This is a genomic window from Pleomorphochaeta sp. DL1XJH-081 (genome assembly GCF_049310885.1).
Classification (GTDB): Bacteria; Spirochaetota; Spirochaetia; order Sphaerochaetales; family Sphaerochaetaceae; genus CAYZJV01.
Genome location: NZ_JBMDYO010000001.1, coordinates 286,592 through 303,918, shown reverse-complemented (window position 1 = coordinate 303,918; position 17,327 = coordinate 286,592). Strand labels below are relative to the sequence as shown.

The 17,327-nt window shown below is 45.4% G+C and carries 16 protein-coding genes and 1 pseudogene; 5 read left to right on the top strand and 12 right to left on the bottom strand.

Annotated elements, in window-relative coordinates; all coding sequences use genetic code 11:
- Window positions 1-12: 12 nt before the first annotated feature.
- A complete protein-coding gene (locus tag ACODJP_RS01370) occupies window positions 13-1,113 on the top strand; it encodes a type I phosphomannose isomerase catalytic subunit (protein WP_422477684.1) in 1,101 nt (366 codons plus the stop codon).
- Between the two features lie 23 nt (window positions 1,114-1,136).
- Here ACODJP_RS01370 and ACODJP_RS01365 read toward each other — a convergent pair whose 3' ends face one another.
- The 3 genes from ACODJP_RS01365 to ACODJP_RS01355 form a co-directional block, all read right to left on the bottom strand.
- Window positions 1,137-2,141, bottom strand: coding sequence for a GGDEF domain-containing protein (locus ACODJP_RS01365; RefSeq protein ID WP_422477682.1), 1,005 nt, complete (start codon window positions 2,139-2,141; stop codon window positions 1,137-1,139).
- Window positions 2,138-3,220, bottom strand: a complete 1,083-nt coding sequence (locus tag ACODJP_RS01360; RefSeq protein ID WP_422477680.1) for a cobalamin B12-binding domain-containing protein — start codon at window positions 3,218-3,220, stop codon at window positions 2,138-2,140. The genes ACODJP_RS01365 and ACODJP_RS01360 overlap by 4 nt, the downstream gene beginning before the upstream one ends.
- Window positions 3,221-3,285: 65 nt before the next feature.
- Window positions 3,286-3,885 carry a LysE family translocator gene (locus tag ACODJP_RS01355; protein WP_422477678.1) on the bottom strand — a complete coding sequence of 200 codons (600 nt, stop codon included), beginning with the start codon at window positions 3,883-3,885 and terminating at the stop codon, window positions 3,286-3,288.
- Between the two features lie 482 nt (window positions 3,886-4,367).
- Here ACODJP_RS01355 and icd point away from each other — a divergent pair, with 482 nt between their 5' ends.
- On the top strand, window positions 4,368-5,576 hold the full coding sequence (gene icd, locus ACODJP_RS01350; RefSeq protein ID WP_422477676.1) for an NADP-dependent isocitrate dehydrogenase: 1,209 nt from the start codon (window positions 4,368-4,370) through the stop codon (window positions 5,574-5,576).
- A gap of 499 nt (window positions 5,577-6,075) precedes the next feature.
- Complete coding sequence (gene budA, locus ACODJP_RS01345; RefSeq protein ID WP_422477674.1) at window positions 6,076-6,903, top strand: acetolactate decarboxylase; 828 nt, start codon at window positions 6,076-6,078, stop codon at window positions 6,901-6,903.
- A 2-nt stretch (window positions 6,904-6,905) separates the two neighbouring features.
- On the opposite strand, the gene ACODJP_RS01340 is transcribed toward budA, so the two are convergent.
- The 4 genes from ACODJP_RS01340 to ACODJP_RS01325 all read right to left on the bottom strand — a co-directional run bounded on the left by ACODJP_RS01340 (window position 6,906) and on the right by ACODJP_RS01325 (window position 10,761).
- Window positions 6,906-8,255: a PTS transporter subunit IIC gene (locus ACODJP_RS01340; protein ID WP_422477672.1), complete on the bottom strand. Its 1,350-nt coding sequence runs from the start codon at window positions 8,253-8,255 to the stop codon at window positions 6,906-6,908.
- A gap of 66 nt (window positions 8,256-8,321) precedes the next feature.
- On the bottom strand, window positions 8,322-8,600 hold the full coding sequence (locus ACODJP_RS01335) for an RNA recognition motif domain-containing protein (RefSeq protein ID WP_422477670.1): 279 nt from the start codon (window positions 8,598-8,600) through the stop codon (window positions 8,322-8,324).
- 209 nt (window positions 8,601-8,809) lie between these two features.
- On the bottom strand, window positions 8,810-10,174 hold the full coding sequence (locus ACODJP_RS01330) for an aldehyde dehydrogenase (RefSeq protein WP_422477668.1): 1,365 nt from the start codon (window positions 10,172-10,174) through the stop codon (window positions 8,810-8,812).
- Window positions 10,175-10,326: 152 nt separating this feature from the next.
- On the bottom strand, window positions 10,327-10,761 hold the full coding sequence (locus ACODJP_RS01325) for a hypothetical protein (RefSeq protein ID WP_422477667.1): 435 nt from the start codon (window positions 10,759-10,761) through the stop codon (window positions 10,327-10,329).
- Between the two features lie 98 nt (window positions 10,762-10,859).
- Here ACODJP_RS01325 and ACODJP_RS01320 point away from each other — a divergent pair, with 98 nt between their 5' ends.
- On the top strand, window positions 10,860-11,963 hold the full coding sequence (locus ACODJP_RS01320; RefSeq protein WP_422477665.1) for a 4Fe-4S binding protein: 1,104 nt from the start codon (window positions 10,860-10,862) through the stop codon (window positions 11,961-11,963).
- A 90-nt stretch (window positions 11,964-12,053) separates the two neighbouring features.
- Here ACODJP_RS01320 and ACODJP_RS01315 read toward each other — a convergent pair whose 3' ends face one another.
- From ACODJP_RS01315 to ACODJP_RS01300, 4 genes are read right to left on the bottom strand one after another with little or no spacing between them, the layout of a single operon-like run.
- On the bottom strand, window positions 12,054-12,533 hold the full coding sequence (locus tag ACODJP_RS01315) for a Crp/Fnr family transcriptional regulator (RefSeq protein ID WP_422477663.1): 480 nt from the start codon (window positions 12,531-12,533) through the stop codon (window positions 12,054-12,056).
- Window positions 12,534-12,589: 56 nt separating this feature from the next.
- On the bottom strand, window positions 12,590-13,318 hold the full coding sequence (locus ACODJP_RS01310) for an ABC transporter permease (protein WP_422477661.1): 729 nt from the start codon (window positions 13,316-13,318) through the stop codon (window positions 12,590-12,592).
- Window positions 13,315-14,010, bottom strand: coding sequence for an ABC transporter ATP-binding protein (locus ACODJP_RS01305; protein WP_422477659.1), 696 nt, complete (start codon window positions 14,008-14,010; stop codon window positions 13,315-13,317). The genes ACODJP_RS01310 and ACODJP_RS01305 overlap by 4 nt, the downstream gene beginning before the upstream one ends.
- Window positions 14,010-14,984: an ABC transporter substrate-binding protein gene (locus ACODJP_RS01300; RefSeq protein WP_422477657.1), complete on the bottom strand. Its 975-nt coding sequence runs from the start codon at window positions 14,982-14,984 to the stop codon at window positions 14,010-14,012. The genes ACODJP_RS01305 and ACODJP_RS01300 overlap by 1 nt, the downstream gene beginning before the upstream one ends.
- Window positions 14,985-15,108: 124 nt before the next feature.
- Here ACODJP_RS01300 and ACODJP_RS01295 point away from each other — a divergent pair, with 124 nt between their 5' ends.
- The gene (locus ACODJP_RS01295) at window positions 15,109-16,341 is read left to right on the top strand and encodes an MFS transporter (protein ID WP_422477655.1); all 1,233 of its coding nucleotides are present in this window, start codon (window positions 15,109-15,111) and stop codon (window positions 16,339-16,341) included.
- 62 nt (window positions 16,342-16,403) lie between these two features.
- Here the strand turns inward: ACODJP_RS01295 and ACODJP_RS01290 are convergent.
- Window positions 16,404-17,327 (bottom strand): annotated as a pseudogene (locus ACODJP_RS01290) (hypothetical protein); the annotation flags it as partial.

The following is a 17,327-nucleotide window of genomic DNA, read 5'->3' as shown; positions in this document are numbered from 1 at the left end:
GGTATACAAGTTATGAAACAGCAGACGAATCATCCTATCAAACTGGAGACTATGCGCGTGAAGCGGACCTATACAGGAGGGAAGCTTCTCGATACCTTACAGTCGATCTCACCTCCGAAAGATGGGAATATGCCGGAGGAGTGGGTTGCATCGACCATTACCTCTCGTTTCGATGTCAATCCGAACGCAGGTCTGAGTATCGTCGAAGAGGGTTCTCAAAAGGGTCGATTCCTCAGGGATGTGATATCAACCGATCCTTCAGGAATACTCGGCAAGACTCATGTCGAAAGCTTTGGTGAATCCTTGGGATTTTTGGCGAAGTTGATCGATTCTGACAAGCGATTGAATATCCAGACTCACCCTGACAATGAAAAGGCAAAGGAGTACTTTGACTCTTCATTTGGTAAAACAGAGGCTTGGTATATAATCGATACCCGTATCATTGATGGGCAAGAGCCCTTCATCTATCTCGGGTTCAAACCTGGCATAACTAAGGAAGATTGGATCAAATGGATCGAAGAGCAGAATATTCCTGCCCTGGAAAATGCTCTCCATAAGATTCCGATTAAAAAGGGAGAGGTCTACCTGGTAGAAAGTGGGATGCCTCATGCGATCGGGACAGGGACATTCTTAGCAGAAATCCAAGAACCTACTGACTATACCTTCCGGGTAGAGAAAATGACCAATGGGGGTGAGCCCTATCCAGAAGAGGTCTACCATCAGGGAATCGGTTATGAAAAGATGTATGAATGTTTTCATTACGATGGTTACACGCTAGAAGAGCTATTGGATAGAACTAAGATTGTGCCGACGGTGAAAAGTTCTGACGAAGGACATGTCTTCGTGGAATTGCTGGGGACTCGAAACACTACGCGATTTTCCATGGATAAACTTATAGTGACCACAACCGGGACGATTCCTCCAAAAGGGACTTTCAGTACAGCAATTGTTCTTTCTGGTGAGGGATCTCTCCATCATGGTGATATGTCGCTCAACGTTGCGAAATCAAACGAGTTGATTATCCCAGTCTCCGAATTGCCGATAACATTCGAATCCTTTGGAGAAGAACCGCTGGAATTATTGATCTTCTATCCCCCCGTTTCTACCATGTAAGCGAAGAGCCAAGGGTCTACATCCTACTGTCGATTCTTGGCTTCCTTGTATTCGATTGGATCAAAAAGCATGAATGTCGCTTTTCCCGCTTGCTTTGCTTTATACATAGCAAAATCGGCATAATCGATTAGTGTATAGATATCGTTGGCATCCAGCGCATAGAAAGCCATACCGAGAGAACAGGAGATCGGCAGATTGCCGCAAGTCGTGGCAATGGGAGTACTCGTAACGGAGTTTTTGAAATTTTCCCAGAGTGTATCACTGAAAGTCTTCCTATCCGTTTTTATGTCGTGGATATAGAGTCCGAATTCATCTCCTGCGATCCGGATAGGGATGGTAGCGGATTCTGAAGGAATACTTCTTAATCGTTTTGCGAATTCGACAAGGTATTCATCTCCAATCGCATGACCATAGGTATCGTTGATGCCTTTGAAATTATCTATATCGATGAAACAGAACATTCCTATCCCATGAGGAGCTTTTGCGATGGTACTCTCCATTTCCGATCTATACTGGTAACGGCTTACCAGACCGGTGAGAGAATCTTTAACAAGACGATTATTGAGATCCTCATTCAACCGCTTTAGCTGGGCATTTGCCTTTTGGAGCTTTCGGTGCGTATTCATCAATTCATTGTTCAACATTTGAATTTGTTCAAAATGGTTTGTAGTAGAGGAGTCTCCGAATTGGGAACGGATCGATTGTTCTAGCACTGCGATCATGAATCGGTCTATGGAATAATCGCCACTAGCGCCGTTGTGGCCAAAAACTAGGACATGCTCCTGCATAACGGCCAAATGGCACTGTATCGATACATCTAGTCCTTTGATAGGGTGTTTTTCTTGGGAGCAACTGGGTCTATCCGAAAGCAAGGAACTCTTGAAATTCTCCTTTAGATGCTCGACATGATCGTCTGGGAAAATTGAAAAAATAGAGTGTTGTGCTTCGGATATAAGCCAAACTGGATCACTCCAGAAGATCTCCTCTAATATGCCGAATCGATCGACTTTTACTAGGAAACTGATCATTGAGATACCGATGTGCTTATGGGAATAATATCTTTCGCCCAATTCATCAATTCACGAGCTGATCGAGTGTATACATCAATCGGCCAGCGCTGCCAAAGGTTGTCTGTCATCTCGAAGGCTCTACCTCCTACTGCAATCTTGAGTTGGGGAAACTGTTCCCTAAGAGCATGTACGATATTTCTACAATCGACTAGATAGTGGGGCATGGTGACAGAGAGGGCAACCAAATCGGGGTGGTGTTCCTGCACAGCCGAGATGATAGAGGGTTCGGGAACCGCAGCACCTAGGTAGATGCTGTCCCATCCGTGGTACTCAAAAATATCCGATACCATCCGTCCTCCCATTTCATGCAACTCACTTCCTACACAGCAGGTAAGAATGACTTTATCGCATCTGTCCTTGCTGAAGATGACATCATAGAACTGTGACAATACCATTTGTGTCGTACTGGTGCAGTAATGTTCCTTATCCACCGTAATCTGGTTGGTATGCCATAACTCGCCGACTTCATGCATGGTCTCTTCAAGGATATCTTCGTAAATATCTTCCAAGGGGATTCCGGATCTTGCGGCGTCGGCTATGATTTGGGATGCCTCACGAGTTTTACTCCGAAGTAGCGCATGCAGATATGCCTGTCTGATTTCGACATATTTACCGGTCAAGAATCTATCACTGAATGGAATATTAGTGACAGCCTCCTCAGTTGCATCGATCGCTGCCTGCAAATATTCAATTGCGATAGGGGCATCCTCTTCGCCGAATAATCCAGGAGCTTCCTTGATGATGAATCTGTAATGTTCAACCATCTGGTCTTTTATGATATCCCTGTCGAACTGTTTCATGAGGCTACAAAGTAATTCGTATAACCAAACGGCATATCGGGTAAATAAGACTTTTTCCTTCAACTGAACGGCAGTATTCAGATAGCTAATATTGTAGAGGATGTCCTGATACCACAGTCGTTTTTGCCGATCATCGTACATATCTTCCAATTTGGGGTCTCTGCTGAACTGGCCATCGTAAATCTTTTTGGCAATCTCAGAGATCCTAGGGTCTTGATTGGTAGTAAGTAGACTCATACGTATTCCTCTTGTCCCGAGTATGCACTACGGTGTGTGATTTGTCCATGATAGAACAATTTAAGCTACCAAAGTATGGCGATCATATCATAGGCGATGATGACTAGGGAGAGGGCAAGCAACGATTGGATAATCTTTGCAGCTTGAGAATTTTTCATAAATGAGGCGATACCTACCCCGAACAGAGCCCATGTCGTCGTAGCACTGAGACTTATCGTCGCAAAAATAATCGGAGCCGCGAAGAATAGGACGATATTCTTGGGTAGTGAAACTAAGTAGGTGCTGAAAATGGTCAATCCATATAGTATTACCTTCGGATTCAGTACCTGCAATACCATGCCATTAGTATAACCGAGTGGTTTTTGGAGTTTGTCTTCGACTGAGTAGGAAGCTCTGTACGTCTTATATGCTAACCAAAGGATATAGATAGCGCCTATTACTGAGAGTATGTTACGGAATTGTGGAATGACCTGTGCAAGTGTAGTTGCTATAAGTGAGCACCCAATGAATACGATTACAAATCCAGTCCAAATGCCTATGAGGAACGGAAAGGTTTTCCGATACCCGTACTGCATGCCCATTGAGGCTGATATCAAGGTATTTGGACCTGGAGAGAAAGTAGTGATCAGTGCGAAGGGTATAAGTGTAGCGAAATCAATATCCATGAGGGGTATTTTGCTGTGTAAATAGGTGGAATTGCAAGGGAATTCTTCACAACTTATGTAAGAAGCAAAAAAAGCAGAAGTTTGATAATTTACCCTCTTAAGTCAAAAATTTGCTAACCAATAGCAAGAGCCCTTGTCACATCCCCATAATCTGACTTGACGCTAGAGAGATCTGCTTCATCTCAGTAGTGTCAGATGCAGTATGTATATCTGTTCAAAATAGAATGATATTGCTTGAACAGTCAGTTAAATGCTTTTTATTTCAATAAATAAGAATATGGCAATTTTCAAATCTCTTGTCACGACATCTTTAGATGGCATCTTTCTTGCATAGTCAAATGACATGTGTGAAGGCCTTGACCGACTTCTTCACTTCTTACATTGATCTGGACACGGGTATTAACACATAAGGGGCTTTCTGATAAACTGCAAATCGATTTGAAACGGAAATTTATATACTATCAAGAGAAAGAGGAATATTGATGGAACAAAAAGTAACCATGGGGAGCAAGGCCCTTATCGTCCCGGATAATCCGACTATCCCCTACATTGAGGGAGATGGCATTGGTCCGGACATCTGGGCTGCTGCTGAAAGGGTTTTTGATGCTGCAGTCCAGAAAGCGTACGGTGGAAAACGGAAAATCTCATGGAAAGAGGTTCTTGCCGGAGAGAAGGCATTCAAGAAAACCGGAGAATGGCTTCCCAAGGCCACCGAAGATGCATTGAAAGAATATTTGGTCGGTATCAAAGGTCCTTTGACTACACCTGTGGGCGGAGGCTTCAGAAGTCTTAATGTTACCATTAGGCAGCGGTTGGATCTGTTCGTCTGCCTACGTCCGGTAAAGTACTATCCTGGAATTCCATCACCGGTAAAACAACCTGAACTGATCGATATGGTTGTATTCAGGGAGAACACCGAAGATGTGTACGCCGGATACGAATTGAAAGAGGGTACCCCTGAGGCAAAAGAACTCATCGCTCACCTCAAGGACCGGTATGGATGGAGTATCCGTCCCGATAGCGGCATCGGTATAAAACCTGCTAGCATTACCGGATCCAAGCGTCTGATCAGGGCTGCTATCAAATATGCGATAGAACATAAGCGACCATCCGTAACCCTAGTACATAAGGGGAATATCATGAAGTTCACCGAAGGTGCCTTCAGAGAATGGGGCTATGAGATAGCGAAGGAAGAATTTGGCGAGTATACCGTAACATGGGATGATCTCGTAGATGGGAAGATCCCTGAAGGAAAAGTTCTTATTAAAGACGTTATCGCCGATGCATTCCTCCAACAGATCCTTACCCGTCCGTCGGAGTATGGTGTCATCGCAACCATGAACTTGAATGGAGACTATATGTCGGATGCCCTTGCTGCCCAGGTTGGGGGTATCGGTATCGCTCCGGGTGCCAATATCAATTATGAGACTGGTAACGCGGTATTCGAAGCTACTCACGGAACAGCGCCAAAGTATGCGGGTATGGATAAGGTCAATCCCAGTTCTGTTATCCTTTCCGGCATGTTAATGCTTGACTACCTGGGGTGGTCTGAAGCTGCTAATCTGATTGACAAGGGGGTAACCGGAGCCTTGCAGGCGAAGGAAGTCACGTATGATTTTGCCCGTCTTATGGATGGAGCAACCGAGGTCTCTTGTAGTAAATTCGGCGACAGTATTATCAATCATATGTAGTTAATTTAAACAACGTACCTGTGTCCCCGGGTCTTATTGAGGCTCGGGGATTATATTGGTAGATAGAAAAAAGCAGATGTTGTTATAAATTACCCTTATAGGTCAAAAAAATACCCGTATTGGTTTTTAACCTATGACAGCCCTCTATTATGGGTGTGATCAAAGTATTTCATGGTGGGTGCGAAGCATGTCAGATGTTAAGACCCCTTCACCAGAGCTCTTGCTCAATTTCAAGTGAATATTTTATAAATTCAGTTTAATTTTCATTCTGTATGTAATTTTTGCTATCATTTTGTGTTTTAAGCCCCTGACATAACTGGACGAGAAGGATGATCAGTACCTATTCCTCATGTCATGTGTAAACCGTTTACACACTTCCGACATTCTCATTATGACATCTACCATCAAGGATTTGGCCAAAATCACCACAAAATTACCTTGATCCATGATACACTTCAGACCGAATATGATATCTTTAGTATTACTCATGGGAGGGCTCATGAAAATTCAGAGCATCAAAAGAACCGTTTCTGTGGCTGTTATGTGTCTATACTTGCTTATTGTTACGATCAGTTGCACGACCAGTACGGCCTTAGAGAGAGAGGATGATACGCTGTATCAGATATCACTACTCAATGCACTCATGCTCGGTGACTATGACGGTATCGTCACGGTGGATGAATTCCTTCTTCATGGTGATACGGGAATAGGGACATTCGATACTTTGGATGGAGAAATGATTCTTATAGATGGAGAAGTCTATAAAGCTACATACACAGGTGAAGTAGTGAAACAAGAAGGGAGTGAAACAATCCCATTCGCTATCACAGCCCATTTCGATTCAGAGTTTGAGAAGATCATTGAGCGGGAATTGCATTCTATAGAGGACATAAAAGAACTCTTAGATGCAGCAATAGTTACGCATGAAAATGATTTCAATAGCTTTTATGCCGCAATCATACGGGGAGATTTTTCCATGGTGCATATACGTAGTGTGCCACCACAGGAGAAACCGTATCGAAAATTGTCAGCAATTGCTTCTACCCAACCCGAGTTCATCCACAACGACATAACCGGTACGATAATCGCATTCCGTTTCCCCGATTACATGGATAAGATCAACCTCCCCGGGTGGCATCTGCATTTCATATCGGATGACCGAACCATTGGCGGCCACCTACTGGATGCAACAATCCCTTCAGGATCGCTGGCTTTGGATGCAAAGAGAAATTTCTCGCTTGTCCTGCCTGAAAGAGATTCATTCGCCCAGCTACCAGTATCTGCCGATTTGGGTTCACAGACAGTTCGTGTCGAGGGTAAAGAGTAAAATTAGTTTGCTATTACCCCGATTTCCCTCTTGTAGCGACTATGACTAAGCACCAGAAGGAGTATCATGATCGGGATTATGGCGATAGCCACCAAGTTTCCTTGGAACAATGTAAGTCCCCAGTATCGGATAGGATTTCCTCCATCGGTCATTGCTGTTATTAGTACACCATCTGGTGTTGCAGCTCCTACCTTATTCGATAGTGCTGTAATCATTGGCGCTAAGTTGGTTGCGATCAAAAGATATCCGATCACCAAAGGAATACCAGTGAGCACCGAGCGTAATACATTTCCACGGGATACGAGAACAATTACCGCGACTTGGGCGATGAGCGCTGGCAAATCACCAAGGGGGAGGGTTTTGTTTCCTGGCAGTATCAGAGCTATAAGGATAGCTATTGGCATGAGGATGATTCCGGTTGTGAGGATTGACTGGTTATGCATTACCACCCCGGAATCGAGTGCGATATACAATCCTGTCTTCTTAGGAAATTTTTCATGGATAGTATCTCTCAATTTGGATGAAATTTCTCCCATTCCCTCCCCAATAAGATTGCCGCATTTAGGCAGTATGAACATCACCGCTGCAATATGGATGCTCAGTTCCAACATCTCTTTCAGTGGATAAGCTGCCGCAAGACCGAGTGCGATTCCTACAAGAACGCCGATCACCATGGGTTCGCTGAACACTGAAGGTTCGTGTTGTTTCTTGCTTGGATTGTAGTCTAGCTTCCGTAGTCCAGGAATGTGGTCGTACAGCCAATCCAGACCTTGGGCATAGGGTAGTAATCCTACAGCACTGAGAGGAGAGAGCGTGATGCCTTCCATACCCATCTCTCTTTTCACTAACGGTCCGGTCCAGTCCGCCATCTTGATAGTGTAAATTGCGATAAGAGCTGTGGCCAACAGACCGAGTAAAAGACTCTGGCTCACGCTGAGAACAAGGGCTCCGAGCAAAGCAAAATGCCAATAGTTCCAGATATCGATATAGATTGTCTTGGTAAGATTGGTACTCAACATGACGATATTGATCACGATGATGAGCGGTATGGAGATATGCGCAACTGGAGAAGCCCATGTAATAGCGGCTAATGGAGGCCAGCCGACATCAAGAACGGGAAGGTCCAAGCCACGTACCTGTACGAGGGCTTGTACGGCGGGATTGATATTAGCCACAAAGAAATCGAAGGCAATGAAGATTCCAGCGAAGCCTGCAGCGAGCTGCAAAGAGGCCATGAGGGCCTTTTTCAGCTTCATCCTGACAATCAGTCCAATGACAAGAACGATCAGCGGTAGCATCACATATGCCTTGAATTGAAAGAATCCATCGATAATCGATTGTAGTGTCTGCATCAATACTTCTCCTAAAAAAATCGGAGTCTTGGTAGACTCCGATGAAGTTATAGGGTCAAAAACCGTTTAGTAGCGGTAGTCGTTCCTAGTCTGGCGGGGCTTTGCGATAGCTTCGTTAACACGAAGGTTACGGCCATCGACATCCTGACCATCAAGCTGGGAGATAGCAGCGGTTGCTGCACTTTCATCTTCCATTTCTACAAAACCGAAACCCTTGGGGCGTCTTGTTTCGCGGTCCATGATGATGTTCGCACTTAAAACTGTTCCGTACTGGGCGAACAAATCCCAAAGCTGTTCCTCTGTAGTGTTGTAACTCATGTTACCGACATAAATTTTCTTTGCCATGATAAGCATCCTTCACAGGCTTCTTGCCTGTTCACAAAAGTATTGTGCTCCAATTGGGCAGTCTGAACGGGAATCTTGTCTGCTGGAGTGTGTCAGTGAAGAACGCAAACGTACAAAGCAAGTATATCGAAAGATCTGCAACGCAAAATTAGTAAGCCTGCTAAACGTATCACAATATGGAAGTAGCGTCAATCTGTCGACAAGTAGCTTCAGCGCAATAACTTTCGTACAAGTCGGAATTTCTTTTCGGTATGCGGATGGTAGCGAAAGGGGAAGTCCAAGTATTTTGATCTTTTCACGATACCTTTGAAGTGGGTGAAGGTTTCGAAGCTGAATTTGCCATGGTAGGATCCCATACCGCTTTCTCCCACACCGCCAAAACCCATATGTGGCGTCGCTATATGTACGATCGTATCATTGATACACCCCCCTCCGAAGGAGACATTCCTCATGAAAGCATCCTCAGTTGCCTTGTCATTGGTGAATAGATAGAGTGCCAATGGGTTCGGACGTGATACGATACTTAGCATGGCCTCATCGATGGAGTGGTAGGTAAGTATGGGCAGAATGGGGCCAAAGATTTCTTCCTGCATGATTGGAGAGTCGAAGCCGACAGGCTCCACGATAGTTGGTTCTATAGCTAAAGTAGTTTCATTGCCCTTTCCGCCGATGATTACCTTTTCATCCTTGATTAGACCCATTATACGGTGGAAATGTTTTTCATTGATGATGCGGGGAAGGTTTTCGTAGTCCTTCCCTGGAAAGAATTCATCTAGATACTGCTTCATATGGTATATGAGCTTGTCTTTGATATGCTTGTCTGCCAATACATAGTCGGGTGCGATACAGGTCTGGCCTGCATTCATCATTTTGCCAAATATGATCCGTTTGGCGGCCAGCGGGATGTCTGCAGTCGAATCGACGATCGCAGGACTCTTTCCTCCCAGCTCCAAACTTACCGGGGTAAGGAATCTTGCTGCCCGATTCATCACGATTTTCCCAACCTCCACACTTCCTGTGAAGAAGAGGTAATCGAACCGATGTTCTAGTAAAGCCTCATTTTCCTCTCTTCCCCCTTGGACTACTGCGACATACTCAGGGTCGAAAATCTTGCCCAACAATTGTGCTATCACCTTACTTGTATGTGGTGCGTATGCAGAGGGCTTGAGTACAACAGTATTGCCGGCACATAAGGCTCCAATGAGAGGTGCCATACAGAGTAAAAATGGATAATTCCATGGAGCCATGACCAGAACGACTCCGTAAGGCTCAGCCATAATGAAACTCTTAGCCGGAAACTGTGTGAGAGGAGTCCTGACCCGTTTTGGTTTTGCCCAACGTTCCATGTGTCGGAGTATGTATCCAATTTCATCTAGGACCAATCCGACTTCACTCATATATGCCTCGAAATTATTTTTATGGAGATCGCTTGCTAATGCATCGAGAATTTTCTGTTCTTCCTGTTTGATTATGATCTTTACGCGGCTAAGATACCTTTTGCGTAGCTTGATATCGGAAGTGCCACCTTGTTGGAAGAAGGTTCTTTGGTTCTCAATGAGATTTCGGTAGTCCATCGATCAGGTCCTTGTAATGCCAACGATACCGGGCACCGGAGGTATTTGGTGGAACCTCTGCCCAGTACATGAAGGAATTGTAGAAATGGTACTTCGCTTAGTATTGCGAAGCAGGAGGCAACGCCTCTCGTGTTCAGTGGAAGTCTCTACTATTATGATTTTTGGATTTGCATGATCGATGCTAGGACAATAAGATGCAATACCACCTGTTGTATCCATGCAAGCCACTCGGATCCATCGAAACGACCGAAATCGATAGTGAGGATATCCAAGATCACAATCAGAACGATCCAAATGATCCAAATTGCGGTCAGCGATGTACTGACGAATTTAGCTGGGATGGAGGGAACAAAAAAAGTAGCTCCAAGAATCAGACCACACACCAGCTCGACGGTAGACAAGACATAGAGTAGGATTTCATTATCCCCACCAAACATATTGGAAAGCTCACGTGAGAGTTCGCCTGCCACACCACTTCCTGTAGCGAAGCCCAACATACCCATGGAGAGAAAGAGTAGGGCAACCAAGAGTTGCAATGCTTTCGCCGAAGCGAGTATCTTTAGTGATTCTTTCGCATTCTTTGCCATGATATGCCTCCTGCTTTATATAACTCTAATCCAAAACAATTGGTACGTATAGGGTGGTTTGTCATGCTACACTGCAATAAAGGGGAAAAGTGTGCCAAATGGAATTAAATAGGCGAACCAAAGATAGCTGGGAGATCAGATTACTTCGGCTTCTCGTGTGGGGGTATATCCTTTTGTGCTTCGTCATCGCTGGATTGAACTATGGATATGCCCAAAATGCCCCAGAGCGAGTGGCACTTGCTATCAACTCATTCTGGCATTTCTATGAGAATTGGATAAAATCCTTCCTCATTCTCGGCTGTGGGTATCTGACGATCCGCATAGTCGGGAAAAAACAACGTACTACCATGTATAAGCGCAATATCATCGGCTTTTCTGTTGCCGCACTGGCTATCCATATTGTGATTCCGCTGGTATCGGGAAATCCGGAAATCTATTTCTATGGTATGCCACTACCTTGGTCCAATATCCCTCTTCAGAGTACACTTTCGTTCACCGACTTCACCCAACGGCATCTTCCATTGTGGGGAGCTGATGGTATTACCTTCGCACTTACTTTCTTCTGGATTGTGAACATCCTAGTTTTTATAGGGACTTTGATTTATGGTCGACGCTGGCAGTGTTCCACTCTCTGTCTTTTCAATGGATTCGCATCTGAAGTCTTTGGCTCCGTGCTCCCCCTATTATCCCGTAAGCGAAAGAATGATCCCAAGCCAGCACTCGCTATAACGGAGAAAACGGTGAAGCGATTCAATCTGATCCGGATTATATTCTTCTTTATTGCAGTGGGGCTAACTATCTACTGGTTGCTGATGATGGCAGGTCTCCCGTTAGATCGTATCATGCCGATGCTTGAGAAGGTTGAACTGTACAAATATCTCGTATTTGAGTTGATGATGATGATGTTCTTCTGGATTGCTTTTATCGGTCGTGGGTATTGTCTCTACTGTCCCGTTGGTACGACAGTCGCTCTGATAGGTCGTCTAGCCGGTCAGAGGATCGAGACTACAGAGACTCATTGCATCTCTTGTGGTGCCTGCAGTCGCGCGTGTCCAGTGGGTATCGATGTGAAAGTCCTTGCACAAGCGAAAGAAGTGGTCGACAACCTACGTTGTGTAGGGTGCGGACACTGTATCGATGCTTGTCCTACCAAGACTCTCCGTTATACGACTACGGTGTTGGAATTGTTCAGAAAAGGGTAGTACATGAAGAAGTTGTTTTACTCCGGAGTAGAACTACGCTACGGAGACCACAGTCGCACAATGTCCAGGATGTGGAATGTATAGTTCTTACTACGATTTTCTCTTCTTTGTGACCATAGCAAGAAGCTTGTCTGTTGAACGGAGCCGGCGACTGATATCGCGGGCAAGATTCATGATAATCATGGTATATACATGCAACTGGGTCTTGGAAAGTAAATACAGGTCCCTGTTGGTGAGGGTAATTGCCTTTACCTCAGTAAGACAGGTCGCCGAAGCGGCACAAGGTTGGATATCGATAAGCTCCATCTCCCCAAACGAATCTCCCGCATGCAATGTAGTAATATCACGCTCCTCTTGTTCACCCTCTTCAGGGTGCTTTTGGATTGCTACATCCCCAGAAACAATGAAATAGACGGTATTGTTAGGTTCTCCTTGTGTGAGTATCATGGTACCTTTGGGATAGATATGTTCATCGAGCGATGGGCGGATGATATTCAATTCATCGTCTGACAAACCACCGAACATACTGTGTTTACAGAGAAATTCATTACTGATCGAACATTCAGACATACTCTATGATACTACTGCATGGTATCCATTGCAAGGATAACAGTATAGGTGCAAATTCAGTTTTTTCTCGGGTGGACCAACCGTTTTTCAAGGGAATCGGTTGTAAGATACAAAGCCAATCCTACGAGGCTAAGAACCACAATTCCTGCATACATGCCAATGTATTGAGCCATTACCCAATTGTTCATGATGTAGTACCCCAACCCAAATTTTGCTGCATAGCTCTCACTGATAAAGAGTACTGAGAGCGATATCCCCAAGGTTATGCGGAGGGAAGAGAAGATTCGGGGAAGAATTGCAGGCCAGATGATTTCACTGATAATCTGTCTTTGCGTGAGATGATAGGCTTTTGCCAACTCGATATACTTCGGTGAGATCTCTTTCACTCCATCCCTAATAGTGACTGCCGCAGGAAAAAACACGATAACCGATATGAGCATGAGCTTGGAGAGATCCCCAATCCCGAAAAGAACCATGAAGACAGGAAGAAAAGCGATCTTTGGCAGTGGATACAACAAATAGAGTACAGGAGAAATAATGCTATCGATAATTCTTAGTCGCCCGGCGATCATCCCGATCGGAATAGCAAAGAACAGAGCAATGGATAAGCCCATGAATATACGGTAGAGGGAATGCAGCACATGCCGATGTATATTGGTTGAGATACCCTTGCTTACGATATACTGAACTACGGTATGGGGATACGGGATAATGGGAGAAGATACCGATAACGCCAGCAGGTACCACAAGACAAGTACCAATAATGTTCCACGAACATATCTCATCCTGTAGCCTCCAAAGCCTTACGCAAACTCTTTTCCATACTGAAGAATTCACTCTTATTGCGGATGTCCTGCTGATCGTGGAGTGTATTAGTCTGTTCGAACGAGATCCCCCCTGCAGTCATGATTACCACACGGCTACCCATGAAGATGGCCTCCCGAATGCTATGGGTTACAAATAGCAGTGTTATCCTTTTCTGTTGAACATACGATTTAATTTCCCCTTGCAATCTTTCCCTCTGTTGTTCATCTAATGCAGCTAGTGGTTCATCGAGCAACAAGATACGAGGATTCCTGATCAAAGCTCTTGCAAGAGCTACCCGTTGTCTCATTCCTCCGCTCAATTGGTGAGGGTAGAGCTTTTCTGCTCGTGTGAGTCCTACGATATCCAACAGCAATCTGGCTTCATCCTTGAAGGTCTTGGGTAATCCAAGCAGGATATTCTCTATCGTATTCTTCCATGGAAGCAACCGATCTTGTTGAAACATGATACTACAAGTAGCTTGCGGATTCTTGAGGCTGATCGTTCCTTCGGAGAGAGGAAGAAGCCCAGCAATCGCATAGAGGAGGCTAGTCTTTCCGCAACCACTTTTACCAACAATACTCACCATTTCTCCTTCCGCCATAGAGAGGGAGAAATGTTCGAAGGCTGTATGACCCGGATAGTCGAGCCGAGCCTCCACAATATCCAACATCAATCTGCCTGTGTGAAACGATAGTCGTAGAGATCGTCGATCGTAATCTCATACGTCTCATGGGTTATATCTGCAGTCCAGTCGATGATTTCCTGTGTGAATGCACTGCTGGGAAGGCGAGGAGTGTGGTAGGTCGGAATATGGATGGAATCTCGGATGCTCTCGGGAAGGTTCGGAATCACCGTGAGCAAGACATCCCTTGCCAGATCTGGGTTTTCCTGCAAATCTTTTACCGCTTGTGCATATGCTCTGTGGAAACCGGAAATCTGGGTGGATTTGTCCTTAAGGGCATCTTCTGTAAAGGCTATAATATTCAGGCTTTCAGCAGGGATTCCTTCGAAGATGGTCTTTTCCAAACCTCTCATTTGTCCGATGGAGGCAAATGGCTCGGGGAAAATTCCTGTATCCAGCTGTCCCGAAGCTACCGCTTCCAAACGCGCCGGAATCTCATTGATGTAGACTTTCTCGACTATATGGCTCTTACCGAGGTATTGCTCAAGCAGATAGTTCGTTACGCTGATTTCCATGGTTCCTGCTGTGACAGCCTCTTTATCCTGCAATTTTTCCTGTGAGAGGAGGGGGAAATGTCCGTCTGTCGATACTGTTCCGGTAAGACGGAAATCGCTTGCCGTTTGCGTAATGAGGGCTACCAGGTCTGTCATTGCACCATCTACTTGGCCGGTTTGGAGGGCGGTCTGGCGATGTTGTCCATTCGTGAAGAGGATAAGTTCAACCTCGACACCCGCATCATTATAGTAACCCCGTTGTTCGGCAAGGTAGAACGGTGCAGCATCGACTGCGCTCATCATTCCTACGGTCAACTTTGGGGCATCGGCCGATTGCATTGCAGCTATGGTTGGTTCTTCCGTACTAGCTGTCTCTGGGGTCTGGAGGGTTTTCGCCTCCTTTGAACATGCTCCGAATGAGAACAGGAGAACAATGGCGAAAACAGTGAATACTAGTCGTTTTTTCATATAAACCTCGGGTGTAAAATCTAGCATGACCTTATCACACCTCAATTATCTATTGCAACGATACCAGACACCTTGTCGAATGAGGTTGTTCGTGGTTATCTATTGATGCGGGAGATAAAACGATATGGATATTGCCCAGGCTCAAAAAAGAAATTTTTCCGGTTTTCTGGTTCATGCGCTGTTTCTTGCCCTCACGCTGAACTTTATCGATGTGAATACCGTGGTTCCGAACATGCTTGCAGAGGCAGGAGGTACGGCCTTCCATATGGGACTCCTGAGTGCAATCATGGTCGGGGGAACCAAATTTATGCAACTGGTATTCGCAGGAATGATAGTTCCCCTTGAGAGAAAAAAGGGAGCCCTCCTCATTGGCATTTATATCAGGGTCGCTGCCCTCTTAGTCATGGGAATGTTCCTTAGGACCCTTTCCGGGGAAGCAATGTGGAAGGTCTGGGCTATCATGGCAGTAATGTCAATATTCTCATTCAGCGGAGCATTCGCGAATATCTCCTATACCGATATCATGGGTAAAGTCATTTTGCCCTCACACAGAAAACGATTGATTGTTGTTAAACAATTGATCTCGAGTATCGGAGTCATACTCTCTGCCCTATTAGTTAAAGTAATACTTTCTCGAATTGCCTATCCGAACAATTACAGCCTCCTGTTCCTCTTTGCAGGCGGTCTCTTGCTATTAGGAACCATAGGTTTCTGGATGTTGATCGAACCGAGAGGGAAAGCTACGCAAAAAAACAGTCTCTCGGAGAAAATTAGCCAATTTTGGCAAGTCCTGAGAGAAGATGCCGATTTTCGCAAATACCTATTTCTCATCAATACCACAGGTGTTATAGCAGCCATGTTACCGTTTCTCATCCTTTTCGCGAGACAACGGTTCCAAGTCGACGGAAACCTTACCGGTACATTCCTGCTAGTCCAGATGGTTGGAGGACTTGGTGCGAACATCGTCCTGAATATCTTCTCAAAAGACCAGAAGTATAGACCGCTAATTTACCTCTTTGTCCTTATAAGTGCGGTTACACCGATTTTAGCCTTGGTGGTCCCAGCGAATCCAAAGTGGTATGCTGTGGTCTTCTTGCTCAGCGGAGTCTCTCATACATTGAACCAGATATTGTCCTCCGGAATTCTCTTGGAGATATCCAATGATGAAAATCGAGCAATCTACACCGGTTTATCTGGAGCCGGTTCCATCATGCAGGTGCTCTATCCGCTCCTCGCCGGACTCCTTGTGGGAATCATAGGATATACTGCTGTCTTCATAATGAGTGGGGTATATATCCTATTAGGTCTCTATACAGCAAAGACGATAACCTGTTCCCACCTCACTATCCAAGCCTAGTTATTGAAGGAATAAAAAACTGCCGCACCATACGATGCGGCAGTCACATGGATGATCAGGATTTAGAGACTAGGTCTATTCTTCAAATAGGGTGAGTAGACGACATCACCGACAATCGCTAAACCATTTCCACTTGGATTATTCTCTGTTGCCGGTCCGGAGGGGCTGCCCCACCAGAGTTGCCTCGCGTCTATTGTTCGTGAACCACTATTCTCAACTCCTTTACCGCGCAATCCTTCGAGGGCACTATTGTTGATCACGATCCGGGCATCCTTGAATGTTTGGACACCATCCACGCTCCCTGTAATCTCACTATCGGTTACGGTGATGGAGGAGGTATCATCTCCAATGAGTGCAGCCTCACGCCAACCACCTTCGATGACATATCTGGTCCCTGTGTAACGCAAAGCTGTCCGCTGCAAGTCGACTGTTCCATTATTATAGCTATAGATACCTTTCCATTGTCCAGCTTCACCCTTGGAGGTACTACCGTCACCGTTGGTGTCGCCAGCGATATCGTCGTTCGCACTGGTAAGGATAACCGGTCTTCCCGTGGCACCCGTGGCTTTCAACTTTCCAGCGACCTCCAGACCGCTACCCGCATCGAACTTCAACACGACGCCCTCGGCCAACGTCATAACTGCACTTTGGTTGATCTTAAGACCGCCACTGTTATAGGGGAGATTGTCGTAGGAGGTGAGGGTGAACTCGACATCGTTGATATTGCCGAAGCTCAATCGTATGCCATGATTGGTTACCTTGGCATAGTCGTTGCCACTTATGGTGGTAGGCAATGCCTCCGGTCCAAACAGCTGTATGGGCCAACGGACACCATCGAACAGGGTTCCGGTAATTGTTCCTCCAGCTTCATTGAAGAGAAGCAGAGCATCACCACTACTCTCTGAGATTTCACTATCGGTTACGGTGATGGAGGAGGTATCATCTCCAATGAGTGCAGCCTCACGCCAACCACCTTCGATGACATA

Excerpts from the sequence above, each read along its gene's own strand:
- ACODJP_RS01315 (WP_422477663.1), bottom strand. The coding sequence starts at position 12,533 with ATGTCTGAATGTTCGATCAGTAATGAATTTCTCTGTAAACACAGTATG.
- ACODJP_RS01325 (WP_422477667.1), bottom strand. The coding sequence starts at position 10,761 with ATGGCAAAGAATGCGAAAGAATCACTAAAGATACTCGCTTCGGCGAAA.
- ACODJP_RS01320 (WP_422477665.1), top strand. The coding sequence starts at position 10,860 with ATGGAATTAAATAGGCGAACCAAAGATAGCTGGGAGATCAGATTACTT.
- ACODJP_RS01295 (WP_422477655.1), top strand. The coding sequence starts at position 15,109 with ATGGATATTGCCCAGGCTCAAAAAAGAAATTTTTCCGGTTTTCTGGTT.
- ACODJP_RS01370 (WP_422477684.1), top strand. The coding sequence starts at position 13 with ATGAAACAGCAGACGAATCATCCTATCAAACTGGAGACTATGCGCGTG.
- ACODJP_RS01360 (WP_422477680.1), bottom strand. The coding sequence starts at position 3,220 with ATGAGTCTACTTACTACCAATCAAGACCCTAGGATCTCTGAGATTGCC.
- icd (WP_422477676.1), top strand. The coding sequence starts at position 4,368 with ATGGAACAAAAAGTAACCATGGGGAGCAAGGCCCTTATCGTCCCGGAT.
- ACODJP_RS01310 (WP_422477661.1), bottom strand. The coding sequence starts at position 13,318 with ATGAGATATGTTCGTGGAACATTATTGGTACTTGTCTTGTGGTACCTG.
- ACODJP_RS01305 (WP_422477659.1), bottom strand. The coding sequence starts at position 14,010 with ATGTTGGATATTGTGGAGGCTCGGCTCGACTATCCGGGTCATACAGCC.
- budA (WP_422477674.1), top strand. The coding sequence starts at position 6,076 with ATGAAAATTCAGAGCATCAAAAGAACCGTTTCTGTGGCTGTTATGTGT.
- ACODJP_RS01300 (WP_422477657.1), bottom strand. The coding sequence starts at position 14,984 with ATGAAAAAACGACTAGTATTCACTGTTTTCGCCATTGTTCTCCTGTTC.
- ACODJP_RS01330 (WP_422477668.1), bottom strand. The coding sequence starts at position 10,174 with ATGGACTACCGAAATCTCATTGAGAACCAAAGAACCTTCTTCCAACAA.
- ACODJP_RS01340 (WP_422477672.1), bottom strand. The coding sequence starts at position 8,255 with ATGCAGACACTACAATCGATTATCGATGGATTCTTTCAATTCAAGGCA.
- ACODJP_RS01335 (WP_422477670.1), bottom strand. The coding sequence starts at position 8,600 with ATGGCAAAGAAAATTTATGTCGGTAACATGAGTTACAACACTACAGAG.
- ACODJP_RS01365 (WP_422477682.1), bottom strand. The coding sequence starts at position 2,141 with ATGATCAGTTTCCTAGTAAAAGTCGATCGATTCGGCATATTAGAGGAG.
- ACODJP_RS01355 (WP_422477678.1), bottom strand. The coding sequence starts at position 3,885 with ATGGATATTGATTTCGCTACACTTATACCCTTCGCACTGATCACTACT.